The 19,617-nt window shown below is 60.6% G+C and carries 16 protein-coding genes, 1 tRNA gene and 2 pseudogenes; 2 read left to right on the top strand and 17 right to left on the bottom strand.

Translation table 11 applies throughout. From position 1 onward, the window contains the following. Positions 1-98 precede the first annotated feature (98 nt). Entirely contained in the window at positions 99-1,049 is a 951-nt protein-coding gene (locus ACINK1_RS10005; protein WP_376800726.1) for an SDR family oxidoreductase, read from the top strand. Positions 1,050-1,151: 102 nt separating this feature from the next. Here the strand turns inward: ACINK1_RS10005 and ACINK1_RS10000 are convergent, their stop codons facing one another. The 10 genes and pseudogenes from ACINK1_RS10000 to ACINK1_RS09955 form a co-directional block, all read right to left on the bottom strand. Beyond that, a complete protein-coding gene (locus ACINK1_RS10000) occupies positions 1,152-1,394 on the bottom strand; it encodes a hypothetical protein (protein WP_395760104.1) in 243 nt (80 codons plus the stop codon). Between the two features lie 256 nt (positions 1,395-1,650). After that, on the bottom strand, positions 1,651-1,824 hold the full coding sequence (locus ACINK1_RS09995) for a hypothetical protein (protein WP_376803080.1): 174 nt from the start codon (positions 1,822-1,824) through the stop codon (positions 1,651-1,653). 28 nt (positions 1,825-1,852) lie between these two features. Continuing rightward, positions 1,853-3,406, bottom strand: a complete 1,554-nt coding sequence (gene guaA / locus ACINK1_RS09990; protein ID WP_395760103.1) for a glutamine-hydrolyzing GMP synthase — start codon at positions 3,404-3,406, stop codon at positions 1,853-1,855. A 104-nt stretch (positions 3,407-3,510) separates the two neighbouring features. Further along, the gene (locus ACINK1_RS09985; protein ID WP_376800530.1) at positions 3,511-5,196 is read right to left on the bottom strand and encodes a methyl-accepting chemotaxis protein; all 1,686 of its coding nucleotides are present in this window, start codon (positions 5,194-5,196) and stop codon (positions 3,511-3,513) included. 313 nt (positions 5,197-5,509) lie between these two features. After that, positions 5,510-7,195: a methyl-accepting chemotaxis protein gene (locus ACINK1_RS09980; RefSeq protein ID WP_376800529.1), complete on the bottom strand. Its 1,686-nt coding sequence runs from the start codon at positions 7,193-7,195 to the stop codon at positions 5,510-5,512. 138 nt (positions 7,196-7,333) lie between these two features. Then, positions 7,334-8,659 carry an RsmB/NOP family class I SAM-dependent RNA methyltransferase gene (locus ACINK1_RS09975; protein ID WP_376800528.1) on the bottom strand — a complete coding sequence of 442 codons (1,326 nt, stop codon included), beginning with the start codon at positions 8,657-8,659 and terminating at the stop codon, positions 7,334-7,336. A 30-nt stretch (positions 8,660-8,689) separates the two neighbouring features. Beyond that, positions 8,690-9,487, bottom strand: coding sequence for an RNA methyltransferase (locus ACINK1_RS09970; RefSeq protein WP_376800527.1), 798 nt, complete (start codon positions 9,485-9,487; stop codon positions 8,690-8,692). A gap of 51 nt (positions 9,488-9,538) precedes the next feature. After that, a complete protein-coding gene (gene guaB, locus ACINK1_RS09965; RefSeq protein WP_376800526.1) occupies positions 9,539-11,044 on the bottom strand; it encodes an IMP dehydrogenase in 1,506 nt (501 codons plus the stop codon). Positions 11,045-11,157: 113 nt separating this feature from the next. Beyond that, entirely contained in the window at positions 11,158-11,853 is a 696-nt protein-coding gene (locus tag ACINK1_RS09960; protein WP_376800525.1) for an RlmE family RNA methyltransferase, read from the bottom strand. Then, positions 11,850-12,851 (bottom strand): annotated as a pseudogene (locus ACINK1_RS09955) (Ppx/GppA phosphatase family protein); the annotation flags it as partial. The gene ACINK1_RS09960 and the pseudogene ACINK1_RS09955, both read right to left, overlap by 4 nt. Before the next feature lie 355 nt (positions 12,852-13,206). Between ACINK1_RS09955 and ACINK1_RS09950 the strand changes: the two are divergent. Continuing rightward, a tRNA-Gln gene (locus tag ACINK1_RS09950) sits at positions 13,207-13,280 on the top strand. Here the strand turns inward: ACINK1_RS09950 and ACINK1_RS09945 are convergent. The 7 genes and pseudogenes from ACINK1_RS09945 to ACINK1_RS09915 form a co-directional block, all read right to left on the bottom strand. Then, positions 13,266-14,840, bottom strand: a complete 1,575-nt coding sequence (locus tag ACINK1_RS09945) for a recombinase family protein (protein ID WP_376800524.1) — start codon at positions 14,838-14,840, stop codon at positions 13,266-13,268. The two genes, ACINK1_RS09950 and ACINK1_RS09945, sit on opposite strands and share 15 nt — an antisense overlap. A 5-nt stretch (positions 14,841-14,845) precedes the next feature. After that, positions 14,846-15,736 carry a hypothetical protein gene (locus ACINK1_RS09940; protein ID WP_395760102.1) on the bottom strand — a complete coding sequence of 297 codons (891 nt, stop codon included), beginning with the start codon at positions 15,734-15,736 and terminating at the stop codon, positions 14,846-14,848. After that, positions 15,714-16,649: a restriction endonuclease gene (locus tag ACINK1_RS09935; RefSeq protein WP_395760101.1), complete on the bottom strand. Its 936-nt coding sequence runs from the start codon at positions 16,647-16,649 to the stop codon at positions 15,714-15,716. Before ACINK1_RS09935 ends, ACINK1_RS09940 begins: the two co-directional genes overlap by 23 nt. Continuing rightward, a complete protein-coding gene (locus tag ACINK1_RS09930) occupies positions 16,646-18,097 on the bottom strand; it encodes an N-6 DNA methylase (protein WP_395760100.1) in 1,452 nt (483 codons plus the stop codon). Before ACINK1_RS09930 ends, ACINK1_RS09935 begins: the two co-directional genes overlap by 4 nt. Beyond that, entirely contained in the window at positions 18,094-18,498 is a 405-nt protein-coding gene (locus tag ACINK1_RS09925) for a PIN domain-containing protein (RefSeq protein WP_395760099.1), read from the bottom strand. The genes ACINK1_RS09930 and ACINK1_RS09925 overlap by 4 nt, the downstream gene beginning before the upstream one ends. Next, a complete protein-coding gene (locus ACINK1_RS09920) occupies positions 18,495-18,734 on the bottom strand; it encodes an AbrB/MazE/SpoVT family DNA-binding domain-containing protein (protein WP_395760098.1) in 240 nt (79 codons plus the stop codon). The genes ACINK1_RS09925 and ACINK1_RS09920 overlap by 4 nt, the downstream gene beginning before the upstream one ends. A 53-nt stretch (positions 18,735-18,787) precedes the next feature. After that, a pseudogene (locus tag ACINK1_RS09915) lies at positions 18,788-19,617 on the bottom strand (hypothetical protein); the annotation flags it as partial.

Genomic DNA, 19,617 nt, shown 5'->3' with positions numbered 1-19,617 from the left:
TCCTGTCATTGCCTGGCAGACCTGAAGGCCTGCCTGCGGTATTGATTTTGTAGCGCTTCCCTCGCCCCGCTCTGGCGTCGGGCTAAACGAGAACAGTCATGAACGTGCTGATTACGGGCGCGAACGGCTTTGTTGGGCGCGCACTCGCTTCGCACCTTGCCGCCGAGGAAGCGATGACGGTTCGCGTCGCCGTCCGACGGCTTTCGCGCCCATTCCCGGCATCCGTCGATGTTCGCGACAATCTTGATCTGGATGACGCAGATTGGTCATCTGCCTTGAGGACTATCGATGTCGTCATTCATTGCGCCGCCCGTGTTCACGTCAGGAATGACACCGCGACTGATGCAATCGCAGAATTCCGAAAAACCAATACTGACGGAACGCTTAAACTGGCAAAGAAAGCCGCAGAAGCCGGTGTTAAGCGATTTATCTATTTAAGTACAATCAAAGTGAATGGAAATTCGACGAATGATCGTCCGCCCTTCAGTGCAAATGACATTCCTGCACCCACCGATCCATACGGCATGTCGAAGATGGAAGCCGAGATCGGGCTTCTGGAGCTTGCGAAAAAAACCGGCCTCGACATCGTTATTATTCGCCCGCCACTGGTCTACGGACCTGGCGTCAAAGCAAATTTCCTGTCGCTGATGCGTCTGGTCAATTGGTCCATTCCCATGCCCTTTGGCCGGATTGACAACAAAAGGAGTTTTGTAGCGATCGACAATCTGGTCGATTTTATAAAAACATGCTGCGTCCACCCATCAGCGCGCAACCAGATATTCATGGTGTCCGATGGCGCTGATTTGTCGACCACTCACTTAATCAGAATGATCGGTCAGGCGTTAGGCAAGCCGACATATCTGATCCCGACGCCTTCCAACTTGATGTTTTATGCCGCCCGCATGTTTGGCAAAGCAGAAATAGCAGATCGGTTGATCGGCTCGCTCCAGGTGGATATAGAAAAAAACAATTATTTACTAAACTGGACACCTCCAGTCAAAATGGATGACGCCTTGAAACAGACAGCAGATATGTTTCTCAAAAGATGATTTCATTACTTATTTTTCCTTGATATGGACACCTCCCGCTCTGTTTTACATTAGAAACACGCTATACCAACCAACATTCAATATAATCATTTATATCAATATTTAAATAAAATCGCAATATAATTTAAATTTATTAAAAATAAAAACAGATAAAAAGAATAATATAAAATATAACAAAGCTACCATACCAGAAAATACATGTCTTTCTTTTGTTACGATTGATTTATCTGTCTCATTTATTATTTTAAAAAAAAATTCTGCATTCGCTTTTTTTGAAAAAAAACCAGCAGATGTTGTAAGTAACATCAAGACAATATCAACATTTCTATATTTTTTTGATAACATTTTATCCACCCTAAACGCACTAATAAACAAGCAAATAATTATCGAAAAAACAAAAAAAATAAAAACGGATAATATTGATAATATATCAATCGATTTACATATAATATCCATTTATTATTACCTTTTTTGTTAACAATAGCCAATCTTTATTCTTGTGTTCATTTCATTCACTGCCTGCGTCCCCAACTCAAATCAACCTCAGGGTTATTCCGTATAATCCGACCAACAGATCATTCCGGCGGGCCATTCCTCCGTATTATTTCATAGCAGCGTATGAGCGCCGCATATTGCTGTCAAACGCATGTTGGGAGGATGTCCGGACCAGCGGAGCAGCCCGTGCAGGCAGCGCCGTAAAGCCATCCGTCAGCGTGTTGCCGAACAGTTCGCCGATCCCGTCCACCGCGCGGTTGCCGTTGATGTCGCGCACCATATCGCAGGTTATTCCGGGCAGCGCTCAATCATTCCCACTCGATTGTCCCCGGCGGCTTGCTCGTCACGTCATAGGTGACGCGGTTTATGCCTTTGACCTCATTGATGATGCGGGTGGCGACCTGGGCGAGGAAGGCCATGTCGAAGGGGTAGAAATCAGCCGTCATGCCGTCAACCGAGGTTACCGCGCGCAGGGCCAGCACATGGTCATAGGTGCGCCCGTCGCCCATGACGCCAACGGTGCGCACCGGCAGCAGCACGGCGAAGGCCTGCCAGATCTTGTCGTAAAGCCCGGCGCGGCGGATTTCCTCCAGATAGATCACATCGGCCTGGCGCAGGATGGCGAGGCGCTCAGGCGTCACTTCGCCGGGAATGCGGATGGCAAGACCCGGTCCGGGAAAGGGATGGCGGGCGACGAAGGCCTCCGGCAGGCCAAGCTCTCGGCCCAGCACGCGCACCTCGTCCTTGAAGAGTTCGCGCAGCGGCTCCACGAGTTTCATGTTCATGCGCGCCGGCAGGCCGCCGACATTATGGTGCGACTTGATGGTGACGGAGGGTCCGCCGGAATAGGAGACGCTCTCGATGACGTCGGGATAGAGCGTTCCCTGCGCCAGAAAATCGGCGCCGCCGCTTTTTTTCGCCTCCGCCTCGAACACATCGATGAAGAGGCGGCCGATGGTCTTGCGCTTTTCTTCCGGATCGGTGACGCCACAAAGCCCGTCCAGGAAAAGCTGCGAGGCGTCAACATGCACCAGGGGAATGTTGAAGCTGTCGCGAAAGAGCGTCACGACTTCAGCCGCCTCGCCGTGGCGCATCAGGCCGTGGTCAACCAGCACGCAGGTGAGCTGGTCGCCGATGGCCTCGTGGATCAGCACAGCGGCAACGGCTGAATCAACGCCGCCCGACAGGCCGCAGATCACCCGGCCTTTGCCCACCTGATTGCGGATGCGGGTAATCGCCTCGCTGCGATAGGCCGACATCGTCCAATCAGCCTCGATTCCAGCAATCCGGTGAACGAAATTCTGCAACAGCCTGGCGCCGTCCGGGGTGTGGACGACTTCGGGATGGAATTGCACCGCATAAAAGCGCCGCGCTTCATCGGCGATGGCGGCAAAGGGGGCATTGGCATTGCGGGCAATGACGGAAAAGCCCGGCGGCATGGTGGTGATGCGGTCGCCATGGCTCATCCACACGGGATAGGACTGGCCAGGTTGCCACACGCCTTCAAAGAGCGGTGATATGCCGGCAATCTCCACCTCGGCGCGACCGAATTCGCGGGCATGCGCGCCCTCGACCTTGCCGCCCAGCTGGTGGGCCATCAATTGTTCGCCGTAGCAGATGCCCAGCACCGGCACGCCGGCGTCAAAGGCTTCCGGCGGCGCCAGGGGCGCCTGCGCGTCATAGACGGACGCTGGTCCGCCGGAGAGGATGATCGCGCGTGGTTCCAGGCGCACCAGCGCGTCGGCGGCGCGGTTGAAGGGGATGACCTCGCAATAGACACCCGCCTCGCGCACCCGGCGGGCGATGAGCTGGGTGACCTGCGAACCGAAATCGATGATGAGGACGTTGGCCTTGGCTGTCATGCGCCTGACTAGCCGATGGCGCCGGCCTGATCAATCCACAAGCGCGCACAGGCTGTTGAGAAGCGGGAAGTTGCCTCCCCGCTTCTCACGCTTTGGCGCCGTCGTCAGGCAGCGCGCACAGTGGCAAGGAATTCCTCGACCTCTGCACGTAGGGTGGTTCCGTCGCGGTTGAGGGCGCTGGCAGCACTCAGCACCTGATGCGCGCCAGCGCCGGTCTGCTGGGCGCTGAGATTGACCGAACCGATATTCTCCGAGACCGCCGTCGTGCCATCGGCTGCATGCGAGACGTTGCGGGCGATTTCCTGGGTCGCCGCCCCCTGCTCATTGATGGCAGCGGCAATCGCAGCGGCAATGCCCGACACCGAATTGATGGTGTCGGTGATGTCCTTGATCGCCGCAATCGATGATTGCGTGGCATTCTGGATGGCGGAAATCTGCCCGGTTATTTCGTCGGTTGCTTTCGACGTCTGGGTGGCGAGTTGTTTCACCTCCGCCGCGACGACAGCAAAACCGCGCCCCGCCTCGCCCGCCCGTGCGGCTTCGATGGTGGCGTTCAGTGCCAGCAGATTGGTCTGGCCGGCGATGCTGTTGATCAGCTCAACCACATTGCCGATCGACTGGGCCGCCTGGGCGAGGAACTGCACCTTGCCGTCGGTCGCCTTCGCCTGATCGACCGCGCGCTGGATCATATTGTTTGATTCATTCACCCGTTGGCCGATCTCGGTGATCGAACTCGTGAGTTCCTCGGTGGCAGCAGCAACGGTGTGGACATTCTGTGTCGCTTCTTCGGAAGCGGCGGCAACAGCGACCGCCTGCCGGCTGGTTTCTTCCGACGTGCCCGACAAGGAGCGCGCGGTCTGTTCAAGCTCGGTCGCCGAACTCGATACCGAGGTCACAACCACGGCGATGCGATCCTGGAAGCCGCGCACCGCGCCGTCGAGAACCCTGGCGCGGCGCTCTTTTGCTTCCCGCTCCTTTTCCTGCGCCAGTGCCATCTCGCGATTTTCAATCATCCCCTGGCGGAACGTCTCGAGTGCGCCGGCGATCTGGCCAACCTCATCCTTCTGGCCAAGTGCGGGGATGGTGGTCTCCAGATTACCCGCAGCGATGGTGGTCATCGCCGCGACAATCCGCAGCATGGGGCGGATCACGGCAAAAATCGTCAAGGCGCTGGCAAAACCAATGATCAGAAAACCGCCGACGGTGGTTGTCAGGATCAGAACGAGACGGCTTTTCGCGGTGTCTGCCTCCGCCATCTCGGCGCCGCGATCAGCTGCGGCGCGATTGAGCGACTGGATGATGGAAAGCTGCTGGCGGATGCGATCGGCAATCGGTGCGCCTTCGAGCGCCACCTTGCCGCCGCCGTCGATGTCACCAGCGCGCGACAGGTCACGGACGCGGTGATAGACAGGCACATATTCGGCCAGATGCCGGCGCGCTTCGGCCATGGCGTTGCGGCCCTTCTCGAAAATGAGCATGGGCGTTAGTTCATCGATATCCCTGTTGAGCATCTTGAGCTCTTCGTCTGCCGTATCCTCGAAGCCCTTGCGCGCCTGCGCGGTCAGCTCCAGCGGCAGAAACTCAACGGCACGGAAAAAGGCGAGCGTGCGGGTCGTTGCGTCAGCCGACAGCAAGATGCGATGGGCGGCCCGGCGCCCGTCATCGACCTTCTGCTTCACGCCGTCGATGGCATAAATGGCAATGACGGAGAGGCTTGCGGCCAGCATCACCATCATCAGCAGGGAACTCATCAGTTTGGGGGCAAGCTTGATATTGGACAGGCGTGGCATGACATGGCTCCGAGCACAGGGCGTATCGCTGCGAGCATGTGAATATCAATCGTCAACCCAAAACAAATGCTCTATGTAATTTCCTCAGATTATTGTTATTGAAATAATAATTTGCATTATTTTGATCTAGCTAGAAATCAGTACTTTATTATATTACGAATACATCCATTAAAATGCACGATAATACAGAGTTTATTTATTCAAACCGCCTTCTGCCGGCACGTGGCGTCGCACATGATCATCAGGTTCTCAAACGAAAACGGCGGGACCAGATGGCCCCGCCGCCGCAGATAAAGTGACGTAAAATGCGATCTCAGGCGGCGCGGACGGCCTTCAGGAAATTGTCCACCTCGCTCTTCAGCGCCTGACCATTGCCGTTGAGTGAGCCGGCAGCGGTCAGGACCTGCGAGGCGCCGGCACCGGTCTGCTGGGCGCTGACGCTGACCGAGCCGATATTCTCGGAAACCTCGACGGTGCCTTGCGCCGCGTGGCTGACGTTGCGGGCGATTTCCTGCGTCGCAGCAGCCTGCTGGTTGATGGCGGCGGCAATCGCGGTGGCAATCCCCGACACCTGATCAATCGTTGAGGTGATGTCCTTGATGGCACCAATCGCCGATTGCGTGGCACTCTGGATGGCGGCGATCTGGCCGGAGATTTCCTCAGTCGCCTTCGACGTCTGGGTGGCCAGCTGTTTCACTTCCGAGGCCACCACGGCGAAGCCCTTGCCGGCCTCGCCCGCACGCGCGGCCTCGATGGTGGCGTTCAAGGCGAGGAGGTTGGTCTGCCCGGCGATATCGTTGATGAGATTGACGACATTGCCAATCGACTGGGCTGCCTGCGAGAGGAACTGCACCTGGCCGTCGGTCGCCTTTGCCTGATCAACCGCGCGCTGGATCATCGAATTCGATTCATTGACCCGCTGACCGATCTCGGCAATCGAGCTGGTGAGCTCTTCTGTGGCAGCGGCAACAGTGTGGACATTCTGGGTCGCTTCTTCGGAGGCAGCCGCAACGGTTGATGCCTGCTGACTGGTTTCTTCCGACGTCGCCGTCATCGAGCGTGCCGTCTGCTCAAGCTGGGAGGCGGCGCTTGATACCGAGCTGACGACCTTGCCGATGCGATCTTCAAAGCCACGCACCAGATCTTCAAGTGCGCGAGCGCGGTGCTCCTTGGCCGCCTGCTCCGCCATCTGCCTGGTAACGTTCTCGCGGCTGTCGATCATGCTCTGCTTGAACACCTGAAGAGCGGTGGCAATGCGCCCTACCTCGTCCCTGCGACCCAGTGATGGAATGTCGGTATCAAGCTTGCCCTCAGCAATCTTGCCCATGGCGCCGACGATACCGACCATCGGCTTGCTGACGCCGAAAATGATCATGGCTGCGGCGGAACCGATGATGGCCAAGCCACCAACTGCACCGATCACCAGCATCAGCAGCTTGCCGTATTCGACATTGCCACGCGTATCCGCGGCGGCCTTGATCAGACGGGCTTGATTGCGCTCGTCAATGCCTTCAAACGCTGCGCGCATGTCTTCGGCCAACGGGGCGCCTTCGAGCGCTACCTTCGTCCCGCCGTCCAGATCGCCCTTGCGCGACAGCTCGGTGGTGCGCTTTTCGATATCGGCATATTTCTTCAGGGCGGCGCGGACCTTGGCCATGTCCTGTTTGTCCTGCTCGACGATCAGGATCGGTTCCAGCTCGTTGAGATTCTTGTTGAGTTCACTCAACTCGTGTTTCAAGTCGTTCTCGATTTTCTTGCGTGCGTCCTCGGTGAGTTCAAGCGGCAGGAATTCGACACCACGGAAGTAAGCGAGCATATGCTTCGCTGAGTCAGCGGCAAGATTGCTGCGACGGGCGTCCTGTAGTGATGCTTCGAAGGCGGTACTGACGGAATTCAGCGATATCGTGGCGAAAACACCCAGCGCACCCGACAGGGCGGCCATCAACAGCAGCATCGACAGCAGCTTGGGGGTGAGGGAAATATTCTTCAGGCTCGGCATCGGTCGTCTCCGGCGTCATGAAAGTCTGCGACCTGTCCGCGAGGGTTCGCGCAGGCGCCATTAAATTGTCTTGACGCAGGCTCGGTGAATTTGGTTAGCGATCGGTTACGATTTTGCTTGGCGGCGACGAATTGTTGATCAATGTGGCGTCGTTGAAATGGGCGCTTTTTGTAATGCGCATACGTAAAATGCATCTGTCTGGCTCGCTTTCGGCGATAGCCGAAGGCCAGAAAAATGATCAAACGCAGGCGGTTGCGCGGGGGGCTCGCCGCCCATCAGACGGCGCCAGCGCGCCGTGTGATCTACGGGTGCGAACGCACGACCCGGCTCAGTGCACAAATAAGCGGCAATACGCTCTTCATTCTCTTCCGCCAGCAGCGAACAGGTGATGTAGACGAGTTCACCGCCCGGCTTCAGCAATCTGGCGGCATGGTGCAGAATCGCGTCCTGCTCGCTGACACGCACGGAGATCGCCGTCTCCCTCAGCCGCCATTTGGCGTCCGGCCGGCGCCGCCACGTGCCCGAGCCGGTGCACGGCACATCGAGCACGACACGGTCGAGCCTGCCTTGAAGATCCTCGAGCACGGCAGCATTGCCCGGCGCCAGCACCTGACAATTGCGCACCCCGGCGCGCTCAAGGCGCTGGTGGATGGGTGCCAGGCGATGGCGGTCGGCATCCCAGGCGTAAAGCTGGCCACGATTTTCCATGGACGCCGCCAAGGCCAGCGTCTTGCCGCCGCCGCCCGCACAAAGATCAGCCACCTGCATGCCGGGGCGTGCATCCGCCAGCAGGGCCGCAATCTGCGAGCCTTCATCCTGGATTTCGATCTGCCCTTTCTGATAGGCCGCCTCGCTTTCGATGTGGGGCGCGCGGGCGCTGCCTTGCGGGGCGGGAATGCGGATGGCGGCGGGCGCGAACCTGCCGGGGCCGGCGCCATAGGCCGCGAGGTGCGCCAGCATGTGGGCGCGATCGCTCTTGAGTGTGTTGACGCGCAGATCGAGCGGCGCACGCTGGCTCATAGCGGCGACCTCACCTGCCCTGCCCTCGCCATAGACACGGGCAAGGCGCGAGTCGAGCCAGGCGGGGTAATCGCCACGTATCGGCTCATCTGCATCATCGAGGGATCGCGGCGCGGCCAGGCGCGCCTCTTCATCCGCGCTCAGGGCCTGCGGCGCAAACCGCTCGCCGGTAAACAAGCGCGCGGCAGCGTCAAGCGTGCCGTTTTCGAAGGCAGCCAGCGCCAGCACGAGATCGCGCGGAGTGTCGCCGCCAATCCGCCAGGCAAGTGACGAGCGCTTGCGCAGCACATCAAACACCAGCGTGCCGATGGCATTGCGATCGCCCGATCCGGCAAAGCGGTGGGCCTTGCCCCAATCGGCCAGCGCTTCGCTCGCCGGGCGGTGGCGGGTGAAGATATCGGCTAGGACAGCGATGGCGGCTTCATGGCGGGCGGCTGGGGTCATGGCCTGATGTCTATCAGCAGGCGCATGAAATCAAGTGCGGCGCGTCAATTCATAAAGGGCGATGGCGGCACTCGTTGCGACGTTGAGTGAATCCCAGCCTGCCGCCATGGTGATACGGACGCCATCGCATGCGCCAAGGATATCCGGCGCAAGCCCCGCCCCTTCACTGCCAACCAGAAGCGCGCAGCGGGCGCGTGGCGTGATTGATGATACTTCCCGGTCGGCGGACGGCGACAGGGCCAGCACCTGCACATCATGGGCGGCAAGGGTGCGCAGCATCGCTGCCCCGTCATCTGCAAAGGCGATCGGCAGGGTGAGCGCGGCGCCGACCGAGACGCGGATCGCCTTGCGATAGAGCGGATCGCAGCAGGTCGTATCGAGCGCCACCATATCGACGCCAAATGCCGCTGCGTTGCGCAGCAGCGCGCCCAGATTGTCATGATTGGCAATGCCGATGGCGGCCAGAAGGCGGGCAGTAGCGGGCAGGCCATCAAGGGCAGCGTCAAGCCTCACCCGCTCGCCGCGTCGCCCGAGCGCCAGAATACCGCGATGAAGCGGAAAGCCGGCAATCTGTGAGAGAACTTCCTTTGGCGCATGATAGAGCGGCGGGCTCGACGGGCAGGCGGCGGCGAGCGAGCCATAGCGCTGCACATGATGGCTTTCGACAAGAACCGAATGAACGGCAAAGCGGCTCTGCGCCAGCAGGCGTTGCACGACCACATCGCCCTCGGCAACGAACAGCCCGTCATCGCGCGCGAGATCGCGTTCGCGGACAAAGCGATAGGGAGCGATACGCTGATCATCGGGATCGGCGATGAATATTGCCATCACCGCAGGCTCTTCTCCAAGCGCTCGCCCCTGTCCAGCTGCGCCTTGCCGCTACACCCGGTAGTTCGGGCTCTCGCGGGTGATCGTGACGTCGTGGACATGGCTTTCGCGCAGCGAGGCGCCGGAGATGCGGATGAACTGCGCCTTGGCCTGAAAATCGGCGATGGTGGCAGCGCCCGTATAGCCCATGGCCGCCCTGAGGCCGCCTGCCAGCTGATGCAGCACCTGGGCGACCGGCCCCTTATACGGCACCTGCCCTTCGATGCCTTCGGGCACCAGCTTCATCTGGTCGCGCACTTCAGCCTGGAAATAGCGGTCAGCCGAGCCGCGCGCCATGGCGCCAAGCGAGCCCATGCCGCGATAGGCCTTATAGGAGCGGCCCTGATGGAGGTAGACTTCGCCCGGGCTCTCGTCGGTGCCTGCCAGCAGCGAGCCGATCATCGCAACCGAGGCGCCGGCGGCAATCGCCTTGGCAAGGTCGCCTGAATATTTGATGCCACCATCGGCGATCACCGGCACATCTTTATCTCGGGCTACCGAGACTGCTTCAAGAATGGCGGTGAGCTGGGGCACGCCGACACCTGCAACGATGCGTGTGGTGCAGATCGAGCCCGGGCCGATGCCGACCTTGATGGCATCCGCGCCTGCGTCAATGAGGGCGCGCGCGCCCTCGGCGGTTGCGACATTGCCGGCTGCGACCTGTACATGATTGCTCATGCGCTTGACGCGGCGCACCGCCTCCAGCACGCGCTCGGAATGGCCATGCGCGGTATCGATCACCAGCAGGTCGACACCAGCGGCAATCAGCCGCTCGGAGCGCTCAAAACCCTCATCGCCCGTGGTGGACGCAGCCGCCACACGCAGGCGCCCCTGCTCATCCTTGCAGGCATTGGGGTGAAGCTGGGCTTTTTCGATATCCTTCACCGTCATCAGACCGATGCAGCGCCCGTCATCGTCGACCACCACGAGCTTTTCAATGCGATACTGGTGCAGGAGCCGCTTTGCTTCATCCTGCGGCACGCCATCGCGCACCGTGATGAGGCGCTCATGGGTCATCAGCTCGGCGACCGGCTGATCGGGATTGGTGGCAAAGCGCACGTCGCGATGGGTGAGGATGCCAACAAGCGTCGAGGGGCTGGTGCCGCCTTCCTTGGTGACCGGCAGCCCGGAAATGCCATGGCGGCGCATCAGTTCGAGCGCCTGCGCGAGGGTTGCCTGCGGATGGACAGTGATGGGATGGCGCACCACCCCTGATTCAAAGCGCTTGACGCGCGCCACATCGCTTGCCTGCTGATCGGGCTCGAGATTGCGATGAATGACGCCGATGCCCCCCGCCTGCGCCATGGCGATGGCAAGATTGGCTTCCGTCACAGTATCCATGGCAGCCGAAATGATCGGCAGATTGAGGCTGATGGTGCGGGTGATCCGGCTTCCCACATCAACCATGCCGGGCAGCACTTCCGAATGGCCGGGACGCAGCAGAACGTCGTCGAAGGTCAGCGCCTCGCGGGCACGCCAGCTATCAGACGTCTCAATGAATCTGGGGCTTTCCGTCATTGCCAACACTCCGTGAAGCGGCGCCGCTAGCGCTGCGAGGTTGGCGCGGTTCGTTATCATGGGATTCCATCCGCGTATAGGCATGATGCGATAATATAGTGAGAGTACGGCGTTTATTCGGATGCGGTGCCGCGAAAGCCGGTTGCCAGCAGGTACAATTCAGCCGATCCGGCACGGCTTGCCGGCGGCTTGACGTGACGCACCTGGCGGAACGCCTGTTTGAGTGTGGTCAGGAGTGCGGGCGCCGCGCCGCCCTGAAACACCTTGGCGAGAAAAACACCGCCTGGCTTCAACACTTCAATCGCAAAGGCGCCTGCCTCCTCGGCAAGCGCCATGATGCGCAGATGGTCGGTCTGGCGATGACCGATGGTGTTTGGCGCCATATCCGACATCACAACATCGGCCGGCCCGCCCAGCCTTTCCTTCAGGAGGTCCGGGGCTTTGTCGTCGCTGAAATCGATCTGGGTGAAATCGACGCCGGGAATGCTCGCCATATCGAGAATATCGATGGCGACCACCCTGCCCTTGCCGTCCGCCGCGCCACTGCGCATCGCCGCAAGCTCGCTCCAACCGCCAGGGGCGGCACCAAGATCGACGATGCGCTGGCCGCTTTTCAGAAATTTATAGCGATCATCGATCTCCATCAGCTTATAGATCGCCCGCGAGCGATGCCCCTCGGCGCGGGCGCGATGGACGTAAGGGTCGCTGAGCTGGCGCTCGATCCAGCGGGTCGAGCCGACAGTGCGACCCTTGGCGGTGCGGATACGCTCGCCCTTGTTGCGGTGATTGCCGCCGCCTGAACCGGTCATTCAGATGATCCGATCCAGGCGGGAGGCGCCTCCACCTGCATCGCGTGGCCGCCATGCTGGCGCATCAGCTCAACCAGTATTCCCTCGCGCAGGCCGCGATCGGCGATGCGCAGGCGATCGGCTGGAAACGCATCGCGGATTGCTTCGAGAATTGCGCAACCTGCCAGCACCAGATCGGCACGGTCGATCCCGATGCAGGGATTGCGCGAGCGGTCACTGAAGTCGGTGGAGAGGAGCCGCTCGACGATCTCGGACACGTCGCTCTGCTTCATCCACAAGCCATCCACCTTGCGCCGGTCGTAGCGGCGCAGGCCAAGATGCACACCGGCAATCGTCGTCACCGTGCCGGAGGTACCGAGGAGATGAAAGGCGCCGCTGCGTGCCGCCTTCGCCACGATCTCGCGATCAGGAAAATCATCAATGAGGCGCGCCACATGTTCGACCATCGCCGCAAAGCTTTCCTCGCTCACCATGCGACCGCCGAAACGCTCAGCCAGCGAAACAACGCCAATCGACAGCGAGGTCCATGCGGCGATACTGGTCTTGCCGGTGGGCAATGCCTCAACGAAGGCAAGCTCGGTTGACCCGCCGCCGATATCAAACAGAAGCGCGCTCCGGCAGGTACGATCAAAGAGCGGTTCGCAGCTCATGACGGCAAGGCGCGCCTCGGTCTCGCGATCAATGATCTCCAGTTTCAGCCCGCACTCATTCTCGACACGGCTGAGAAACGCCGGGCCATTGGCTGCCGCCCGGCAGGCTTCCGTGGCGATCAGGCGGGAATGGGTGACGCCATTGGCAGATATGCGTTGGCGACACACGCTCAGCGCCTCGATGGCCCGATCCTGGGCTGCCGGCGACAATACACCCGTATGCGACAAGCCTTCGCCAAGGCGCACGATTCGCGAGAAGGCTTCGACGACCTGGAAAACGCCGTTCAAACAGGTCGCAATCAGCAAGCGGCAATTATTGGTGCCAAGGTCGATGGCTGCAAACACCGGCGTGCTCGCATCGCGACATCCCGATCCGATGGCGGACAAGGCTGCCAGAGGAGCGGCTTTCGGCTCGCCTGCCGCGATCATCGGCGGCGCCTGCGAAAATTCGCCAGACACGTCAAACCCTTCCGGTCACGCCCGACCGCAGCACGATCCAAGGCGGCGACATCACTTGGCTTAAGAGTAACAGCCTTTAAGCGGCTGCGCCAAGGCGCTTTTGCGCGAATATCGACGCAGTTGCCCCGGAATATGAATTTCGGCTGTTGTAGAGCGTTGGCGCCCCGGGTGGCCTTGTCGTTGACTGGCGAATTGGCTAGACAGTCGCAGCGCTGGGCTTGTCAGCGTCGGCAGGCGTGCCTGTTGGGGGATCGTCTAATGGTAGGACAGCGGATTCTGACTCCGCCAGTCTAGGTTCGAATCCTAGTCCCCCAGCCAAATCCCATTTTTCGCCGGAATGACGCCTTCAGGCGTTGTCGCCGGGATGGGTGTGGCAACAGCTTCCGCAAGCATATCAAAGGGTTGCCGGAAGGTGGTGGTGAGTTCGCCATCGTTCCAACGGCAGTTCGATACTAGAAAACTCAGCAGGCGGCGCTTTTCGCGCGGTTCCTGCTTCGCGAACAGCCTTTGGGCATTGCGCGCCAGTTCCAGAAGCTGAATGCCCTCTTCCATGTAGGATTTCTCGGCATTCTGGTGCCGTTCGATGGCCTCAAGGCACACAAGCTGTTCAGCGCGCCACTGGTTCGACATCTTGTTGAAGAAGGCCGTGTGGACCAAGCCATCGAGCTTGTCGACATACATGGCGTTGATCCGTTCCTGAAGCCGCTTGTGTTCGGCCTGCTGGCGTTTGATCGCTTCTTCGTGTTCCCGGCGCTCATCAGCGTGGCTGGCATGAAGCGCATCACGCATCCATTCGAGCACGTCGTCGTCGAAACGAAGCCGCCCGAGCAATTCGGTGAACTGCGCCTCGAGCGCCTCTTCGCGCATATGCTTCCGACGGCAAACCGAGGGCGTGCCCTGGCACTTATCGGCCCAGCCCGTGCAGTGATAGTAGACGTAGCGTTCCTTCTTGATCTCCGCCACGATCGCGCAGCCACAGGCGCCGCACGTGATGAGACCCGAGAAGGCGAAGTCGCGATGCCCTTGCCGGAGCTTCTTGGCGAAACGCCCGTCCATGACAGCTTGAACGCGCTCCCATAGCTCGGTCGACACGAGCGCCTCGTGCTTGCCCTGGATCAGCTTGCCGTTCCATTCGAACCAGCCGGTATAGAGGCGTGTGCGCAGCATGGTGTGCACCGTGCTTGTCGTGACCTTCGCGCCACTCTTGGCATAGAGCAGGCCTTCGGCATGGGCGCGCTTCGTCACTTCATGCAGGGAGACATCGCCGCGCGCATACCATTCGAACAGGTGCTTGACCGCGGGCGCCAGCGCCGGATTGACGGCGATGATCTTCTTCCCGTCGGGCGCAGTGACGTTCTTGTAGCCGAGCGGCGTCTTGGTGGGCCAGATGCCTTGCTCGGCCTTCTCGTTCATGCCCTTGCGCGACTCTTCGGACAGATTGTCGATGTAGTTCTTCGCCATCAGCACCTTGATGCCGTGCATGAACTTTTCCGAGGATCGCGACTCGCGGGACAGCACCACCCCTTCCTTCGGGAAGTGCATTTCGACGTCGAGTTCGTCGACCGTCACCCAGTCCTTGAGATTGCGATAGAGCCGGTCGGTCTTTTCGACCAGCAGCACCCGCACCGACGGCGACTTGCGCAGGAATGCGACCATCTCGCCGAAGGCGGTTCGCCCGGTCTGCTTGGCGGTTTCAACGTCCACATACTCCTGAGCGACCGACAAGCCGTTGGTGACGGCGTAATCCTTGAGGAGCTTCAACTGCGCCGGGATCGAATAGCCCTCCTTCTCCTGCTCTTTGGAGGAGACGCGGGCATAGATCACCGCCTCCCGGCGGGATGGAGTGGTGGAAGGTGAGGATTTCGATGACTTCTTCATATCGTTTAGTGTAATCTAAACACACTCGGATCGCAATCAGTCTCTTCGCGCGTCTTGCCCGATTTTCCGCCGATCCGGGAGCGGCCTGGCACGCCCAGAATCCATCCCTCCACCTGCGCCACGGTACGTTCCGCAGGGGTCAATTCCGGGTTCATAAACGCTGCCAGGCTGCCGTCACGGTCGGCGCGGGAAAGCCAGGCGGCAATGCTGAAAGCGTCGTGCTGATCGCCGGTGCGTCCCTCATTGGCGAAGCCGCGCGACCATAGAGCCGGGTAAACCTCCGCAATGGCTGACCGCCCAGCCGGGATGGCCCATCCATCGAACGGCCAGAAGTGCACGCGCGTCCCGAGGCGCTGGCGGATGAAGCGCAGCCAGGGAATCCCGGCATGGGTCGATTTCGCGACCTGCCCCTGAACATCGAAGTGAAAGACCGACTTCGCCGATCCGGCGCACTCTTCCGTAAGGCGCCGCCAGCGCGCATTGCCTGTGCGCTTCGCGCCGTTGCCGGCAACGCCATCCCGGACGAAATCGACATAGACGTGATCCTCATCGGTCGGCCAATGCCGCTGGAAATCATCGAGGAAGCTCGGCCAATCCGGCAACAGCCCGTGAACCTCAAAGTAGCGCAGCGGGAAAGAGAAGCCGTGGTCGATGCCCACCAGCGTCGGCACGTCCTCGGCAAGCCGCTCGACCAGCCATTCCGCGATCCCGCGACGCGTCCAGTACTTCTTGGCTGATGGAGGTGGCGGCACCTCTGCCGGCGGCGCATCACCCTCGGTCATATAGACGCGCAGGCCCTTCAGGCTCGCGGTAGGCGTCTCCGCGCCCGAATAGTCGATGCCGATGGTGCGGGCGAAAGCGGGCATCAGGCGCTCACGGATCGAAGAATTCTTCATCGATGCGTTTGATCGTCAAAGTTTCCTCCGCTCGGCATCCGACGCCGTGTGACAGCATCAGTCGCGCAAATTGGCTGCCGTCGATCAGCACGATCCGCTTCGACAGCATCTCGGCGGTGTCGCGTGCGCTTGCCGAGAAAGTCGAGGTCGTGACGAACAGACCCTTCGTGGCCCGCACCCTGTCGAGGCTGCCAAAGAAGTCGCGGATCGCCCCCGATCCAACGGGTGATCCATCCTGATATCGCTTCGCCTGGACATAGATGCGATCAAGCCCGAGCGGGTCCTGATCGATGACGCCATCGATTCCGCCGTCACCACTGCCGCCGGTCAGGGCGCGATCCAGCGCGCCCGCCGAGCCGCCATAACCCATCGCGAGGAGCAATTGCACGATGACACGCTCGAAAAACGCGGGCGTTCCCTGCCGAACCCGCGACAGGAGATCTTCGGCAAGCGCAGCTTCCAGTCGACGGTACGCGACGCGGATGGTCTCGTCCGGGGTTAGTGTGGGCTCGTCGACGAGCTTTCCCTTGACCGGGGCGGCGGCTTCGCTTTCGTCAGCGTCGCTTCCCCCGTCATTGCGAAATGCGGCGAACTCCGGGAAGCGCTGAAGGAACTTGATATCGATCCGCTTCGGCGGCGAAGTGAGCACCTCCCGACCGCGATCAGTGATCGTGAACCGGCCTCTGCCGCTCAGCACGATCAGACCGGCTTTTCCGAGGTAGCTTTTCGACCAGTGGACCCGGTTGGCGAAAGTCGTTTGGCGGCCAGACGGCAGCAGGTGTGCCCGTTCGTCCTCTGAAAGGGCAAATTCCGCGGCCAGCTTTTCAACGACATCGCCGATACGCACTTCGCCGTCGGCCGAGGCCCGCAGAACCGGCAGCATCAGGGTTTGAAAATCGGGAATCGCCATCATCGCTCTCCCAGGGCTGCCGCCACGCCACGGAAGCGCTCGAGGGCGGTCTCCAGGCTCTCGACGATCTCCGCGGCGACCTCGTCCGGTGGCGGCAGCAGATCGGGATCGTCCAGCGCATCGTCCTTCAGCCAGAAGATATCGAGATTGACCTTGTCGCGGGCGAGCAGCGCATCCAGCGGAAAGCGCCTGAACTTCTCGCTTTCCTCGCGCTCAGATCGCGGCCGGCCGGAGCGATAGCAGGCGATGAAGTCGTCGAGGTCGGCCCGCACCATCGGGCGCTCTTTCAGCGTGAAGCGCTGATTGGTGCGCAGGTCGTAAATCCAGAGGTCCTTCGTTGCGGCCTCGTCCGAAGGCGGCTTCTTGTCGAAGAAGAGCACGTTCGCCTTCACGCCCTGCTTGTAGAAGATGCCGGTTGGCAGGCGCAGCAGCGTGTGGAAGTCGAAGTTTCGCAACAGCCGCCGCCGGATCGTCTCGCCCGCGCCGCCCTCGAACAGAACGTTGTCCGGCAGCACCACCGCCGCTTCGCCATTCGGCGCCAGCACCGTCATGATGTGCTGGAGGAAGTTCAGCTGCTTGTTGGAGGTGGTGACGAAAAAGTCCTGACGGTCGTAGTCGTCGCGCTCGCTGTCGATCTCGCCGTCGTCGCGGACGATCCGGTAGCTCTGCTTCTTGCCGAAGGGCGGGTTGGTGAGGATCACCTCATAGCTCTTGCCGCCCGCACCGAGCAGCGCATCCTTGGCCTCGACGATGGAATCGACGCCGGTGATGCCGTGCAGATAGAGGTTCATGGCGGCGAGCCGCACAACCTCCGGCACGATGTCGACGCCAGAGAACTTGCCCTTGAGCGCCGAATAGACCGCGCGGTCGCGGGCCTTCGGGTGCCGCTTCATGTGCTCCCAGGCAGCGAGCAGAAAGCCGGCCGTGCCGCAGGCGGGATCATGCACGGTTTGATGCGGCTCGGGATCGACCACCTGCACCATGGCCTCGATCACCGGGCGCGGCGTGAAGTATTGCCCCGCGCCGGACTTCACGTCCTCGGCGTTGCGGGCGAGCAGGCCCTCGTAGATGTCGCCCTTCACGTCGACCGGCAGGCCGAGCCACGTCTCGCTGTCGATCAGGCCTACGAGGCGCTTGAGCTTGGCCGGGTCCTGAATCTCGTTTTGCGCCTTCAGGAAGATCGCGCCGATGATGCCGCCCTGCTTGGAGAGCACATCCAGCAGCTTGACGTATCTGGCGTTCAGCGCCTCGCCCGACAGGTCCTTGATGTCGCCCCAGCGCGAGCCGTCCGGCAGCATCGAGGCTTCGCCGATCTGGGTGACGCGCTCCTCGTCCATCTTGAGGAACAGGAGATAGGAAATCTGGCTGATATAGGCCTGATAGGACACGCCCTGATCGCGCAGCACATGCGCAAAGTTCCAGACCTTGGCGACGAGGGTTTGCGCGTTCATGGGGCGCTTTCGAGAAAGGGATTGCGGATCGTGAGCCTGCCGATCACCTGGCCATGCTGCATGTCCTCGGACCAGAGCGTGTCGCAGCCCGCCTCGATGGCAGCGGCGACGATCAGCGCGTCGTAGAAGGCAAGGATGTGATCACGGGCGAGCGTAAGCGCGGCGGCGTGGAGTTCAGCGGTCAATGGAACGATCATTGGGCATCGTTCTTTGACGACCGCAAGAATGCCTTCGATGATCGGCCATTCCTGCCGCTGCTTGTTGCGCAGAACGCTTGTGACTTCATTCAACACTTGCGCGCTGATGGTCCCGCCCGCCGCCATGATCCCAAGAGCACGGTCGCGCCGCGCATCGATCGAATAGGCATAGATGACGACGTTGCTGTCAAAGAACGCCGTCACCGTTCATTCGCCTCGTCGCGGTTGAACTTGAAACCTTCCGGCAGCGGAATCCTGAACTGCTGCATGCCTTCAATAAAACGGCGGCGGCGCTCTTCATCATCAACCTTTGCGATCTCCACGGTCCGCTTGTCGACAGCCCTGACCTCCACCTCGTCACCCTCGGCGAGGCCAGCCTCCTCGACCAACTTCTTGGGCAGGCGCACGGCGAGGCTGTTGCCCCATTTGGAAACCATCATGACATCCTCCATGATATACGGAACATCATGTATATCATTCCAGGATATCATCATCAAGACCGACGCCTGCGCCCGCGTTTTGCGGGTCTGGCGGTTGACTGGGTGGCCCTGAGCCGCGCGAGCATCGCGCTGGCGGGTTCGTCGGCGGGGTCCTGCGGTACGAGGCGGCCTTCGAAGGCGGCCTTGAGGATGGATTGCTTCAGCCGCGCGGCGTCGGCGGCCTCGGCGTCCAGCATCGCCAGCGTGTCGGCGCTGGCAGCCAGCGCCTCGGAGACGCGGCGGAGGATTTCGGCGGCTTCGGCGGGCGACGGGATCGCGATGAGAACTTCGCGAATGTTATCGAGATTCAAGCCTGGCTTACCAGCGCCATACGCCGCCTTGGTGAGTTGTGTTTTTCCGGCACCTTCAGCCTGAAGCCAAAGAAGAAGATAGTCCGAAACATCGATCGTCAGAGGCCGAAGCAAAGCCACATGTTGGTTGACGTATGCCTCGGGAATTTCGTGCGAGACAAGAGCGCTCACGGTAACATTTGCGCCGGTGATCGTGACGAGGACGTCACCAACCTTCAGCCGTGTCCTAAGACCCTCGGCATTTGATGGAAGCGCCACGTAGGCGACATCCGAAAGGTCGAGGACGCCGGAATTGATGTTCTGGGCTCTTACGAAGATTGCCCCCGCATCCGCGTAGTAGTCTTTCCACCCGCGCGAACCGCTGGTGACAAACTCCAGCAACTCATCAACTGTCCCCCACGCCCAACCCTCGGGCAATTCCGGCAGGGCGGCGGTGTCGAGCGGTGGGGCGTCGGGGCTGCGTTTGCCTCGTCCCTTGGCCTGCCCCTTGGCGACGCGTTCGGAACGGATGCGGGCGAGGAGGTCATGACCGG

This window comes from Raskinella chloraquaticus (SeqCode), from assembly GCF_021731865.1.
Lineage (GTDB): Bacteria > Pseudomonadota > Alphaproteobacteria > Rhizobiales > UBA4765 > Raskinella > Raskinella chloraquaticus.
The sequence above is the reverse complement of the archived record's forward strand: the minus strand, read 5'-3'. Positions and strand labels throughout refer to the sequence as shown.

Bases quoted from the DNA above. Each gene is read 5' to 3' on its own strand.
- ACINK1_RS10005 (WP_376800726.1), top strand. From the start codon at position 99: ATGAACGTGCTGATTACGGGCGCGAACGGCTTTGTTGGGCGCGCACTC.
- ACINK1_RS09920 (WP_395760098.1), bottom strand. From the start codon at position 18,734: ATGATGGTTTCCAAATGGGGCAACAGCCTCGCCGTGCGCCTGCCCAAG.
- ACINK1_RS09960 (WP_376800525.1), bottom strand. From the start codon at position 11,853: ATGACCGGTTCAGGCGGCGGCAATCACCGCAACAAGGGCGAGCGTATC.
- ACINK1_RS09975 (WP_376800528.1), bottom strand. From the start codon at position 8,659: ATGACCCCAGCCGCCCGCCATGAAGCCGCCATCGCTGTCCTAGCCGAT.
- ACINK1_RS09985 (WP_376800530.1), bottom strand. From the start codon at position 5,196: ATGCCACGCCTGTCCAATATCAAGCTTGCCCCCAAACTGATGAGTTCC.
- ACINK1_RS09945 (WP_376800524.1), bottom strand. From the start codon at position 14,840: ATGAAGAAGTCATCGAAATCCTCACCTTCCACCACTCCATCCCGCCGG.
- ACINK1_RS09980 (WP_376800529.1), bottom strand. From the start codon at position 7,195: ATGCCGAGCCTGAAGAATATTTCCCTCACCCCCAAGCTGCTGTCGATG.
- ACINK1_RS09940 (WP_395760102.1), bottom strand. From the start codon at position 15,736: ATGAAGAATTCTTCGATCCGTGAGCGCCTGATGCCCGCTTTCGCCCGC.
- ACINK1_RS09935 (WP_395760101.1), bottom strand. From the start codon at position 16,649: ATGATGGCGATTCCCGATTTTCAAACCCTGATGCTGCCGGTTCTGCGG.
- ACINK1_RS09930 (WP_395760100.1), bottom strand. From the start codon at position 18,097: ATGAACGCGCAAACCCTCGTCGCCAAGGTCTGGAACTTTGCGCATGTG.
- guaA (WP_395760103.1), bottom strand. From the start codon at position 3,406: ATGACAGCCAAGGCCAACGTCCTCATCATCGATTTCGGTTCGCAGGTC.
- ACINK1_RS09995 (WP_376803080.1), bottom strand. From the start codon at position 1,824: ATGGTGCGCGACATCAACGGCAACCGCGCGGTGGACGGGATCGGCGAA.
- ACINK1_RS09970 (WP_376800527.1), bottom strand. From the start codon at position 9,487: ATGGCAATATTCATCGCCGATCCCGATGATCAGCGTATCGCTCCCTAT.
- guaB (WP_376800526.1), bottom strand. From the start codon at position 11,044: ATGACGGAAAGCCCCAGATTCATTGAGACGTCTGATAGCTGGCGTGCC.
- ACINK1_RS10000 (WP_395760104.1), bottom strand. From the start codon at position 1,394: ATGTTATCAAAAAAATATAGAAATGTTGATATTGTCTTGATGTTACTT.